This is a genomic window from Intrasporangium sp., assembly GCF_032907665.1.
Classification (GTDB): domain Bacteria; phylum Actinomycetota; class Actinomycetes; order Actinomycetales; family Dermatophilaceae; genus Intrasporangium.
In genome coordinates, this window is record NZ_JAJJPG010000138.1 from 1 (window position 1) to 2195 (window position 2195).

Here is a 2195-nt window from a genome sequence, read left to right on the forward strand (position 1 = left end):
GCGACGCCATGGCGTCGGCCGGCAAGACGCTCGTCGAGCTCTTCGGCCTGGCCCGCGAGCTCAACGTCGAGGCCGAAGGCATCGACATGGGCCCGTCGCCCACCGACGCCGCCCTCGCCGCCGACCTCGCGCTGCCGATCGAGGACCTGGACCTCACGGTTCGCTCCTACAACTGCCTCAAGCGCGAGGGCATCCACACCGTGGGTGAGCTCGTGGCTCGCAGTGAGGCCGACCTGCTCGACATCCGCAACTTCGGCGCCAAGTCGATCGACGAGGTCAAGGCCAAGCTGGTCGGCATGGGTCTGGCGCTCAAGGACAGCCCGCCCGGGTTCGACCCGTCGGCGCTCGTCGACGGCTACGGCGACGAGGACTACAACGACGACCAGTCCTTCGTCGAGGACGAGCAGCTCTGACCAACCGCTTGACCGAGCTGCGCCGGCGTCCACCCGGACGGTCGACAGCGGCCTGGTCAGACCCCTTCTAGGAGAAACCAATGCCCACCCCCACCAAGGGTCCCCGCGTCGGCGGCGGTCCCGCTCACGAGCGGCTGATCCTCGCCAACCTCGCGACGTCGCTCTTCGAGCACGACCGCATCACGACCACGGAGGCCAAGGCCAAGCGCCTGCGCCCGCTCGCCGAGCGCCTCATCACCTTCGCCAAGCGAGGCGACCTCTCTGCGCGTCGCCGCGTCCTCACCGTCGTGCGTGACAAGGGCGTCGTCCACCGCCTCTTCGCGGAGATCGCGCCGGACATGGCACAGCGCCAAGGCGGCTACACCCGGATCACCAAGATCGGCCCGCGCAAGGGTGACAACGCCCCGATGGTCGTCGTCGAGCTCGTCCGCGAGCCGCTCTCGGCGAAGAAGGCGACGGTCAAGGAGGCCGAGTCCGCAACCAAGCGTGCGGCCAAGCAGGGCGAGGCCAAGAAGGCTGCCGCTGCGACCAAGGCCGCTGAGAAGGACAAGAAGGCCGAGGAGGCCGAGGACCTGACCCTGACCGAGGCGTCGGACGAGGTCGAGTCCACGGACAGCGATGCGACCGAGGCGGCCTCGCTCGCGGACACCCCGGACATCGAGCTGCCCGAGGGCGCCGCTCCGGCCAACGAGGACGGCTCTGCCCCCGAGGGCTACACGGTCAAGGGCAACGCGTCGTCGGGTCTCTACCACGAGCCTGATGGCCAGTGGTACGAGCAGACCCAGGCCGAGTTCTGGTTCAAGTCGGCCGAGGACGCCGAGGCGGCCGGCTTCAAGAAGGCCGGATCTTCGGACTGACCCTGGCTGGTCACGCCGGCCGATCACATCGAGTGTGCACCTTCTGCCCGCGCAGCGGTCTCGCCGCGGCGGGCAGAACCTGCACACTCGATGCTGTTCGGGGCGGGGTCGGGCGCCTCGCCTCCCTGGTCACCAGCGGTGGGCGATGTCGACGACGAGCCGCTTGCTGCCGTCGCCATTGTCGAGCACGAACGTCCGCATCGGCAGGCGAGCACGGACTCCGAGCCCAAAGTCGGTGTAACCCTCGAAGCTGCCGACCCACGTGAGCTGGCGGAAGGTTCGCCAGTCGGTGAAGGTGACGGTGCCGCTCGACGGGATCCGTATCCGTGCCGGAGCGTTGACGGTGATCTGGAGCTTCGCCCCGCCCCTGACGGCGACGGGCAGCCCGCTGCCGGGACTCGTCACGGAGGTGACGTAGCGGACCCGGTAGCCGAGCTTGCCGACTCCCGTGGAGACGTCGAAGACGAGCCGGTCGTAGCACGTGTGCCGGCCGTAGCGCACGCCCGCAACCGCACCGCTCCAGAGCGGGCTCGACGTCTTCGCCAGCGAGCCCCAGGAGATGCCGCAGTACGCGGTGCTCGAGGTGGTCGAGGTGCTCGCAGTGATGGCGGCTGCGGGCACCGTGTTGGCGGCTGCGGGCACCGTGGGGGCCGCGACGGACGTGGCCGCCGGGATGATGAGGGCTGCGGCCGCGATACCCAGGGCCGTGCGACGGATGACGTTTCGCATGGGATGGTCCCCCTTCTCGGGTCCGGTTCTCCGGCCCGGGTTCTCGGGTCGAGCTCGTGCTCGGCCCATGCAGTGAAGACGGCCCGGGGAGCTGCGGGGTTGACCAGCCGCACTCGGCTCGCCGGATTTCGCGCTGCGTGCGGCACAATGACCCGGTGCAACCGTTGTCGCGTCGAGGTGCGCTGCTGCTGGTGCC

The 2195-nt window shown here is 69.7% G+C and carries 3 protein-coding genes; 2 read left to right on the plus strand and 1 reads right to left on the minus strand.

Annotated elements, in window-relative coordinates:
• Positions 1-413: DNA-directed RNA polymerase subunit alpha C-terminal domain-containing protein (locus LOY02_RS15955; protein ID WP_317183355.1), on the plus strand; the 413-nt coding region annotated here is incomplete at its 5' end.
• 80 nt (positions 414-493) lie between these two features.
• Positions 494-1270, plus strand: a complete 777-nt coding sequence (rplQ, locus tag LOY02_RS15960; protein ID WP_317183356.1) for a 50S ribosomal protein L17 — start codon at positions 494-496, stop codon at positions 1268-1270.
• 129 nt (positions 1271-1399) lie between these two features.
• On the opposite strand, the gene LOY02_RS15965 is transcribed toward rplQ, so the two are convergent.
• Entirely contained in the window at positions 1400-1999 is a 600-nt protein-coding gene (locus LOY02_RS15965) for a hypothetical protein (RefSeq protein ID WP_317183357.1), read from the minus strand.
• Positions 2000-2195 lie beyond the last annotated feature (196 nt).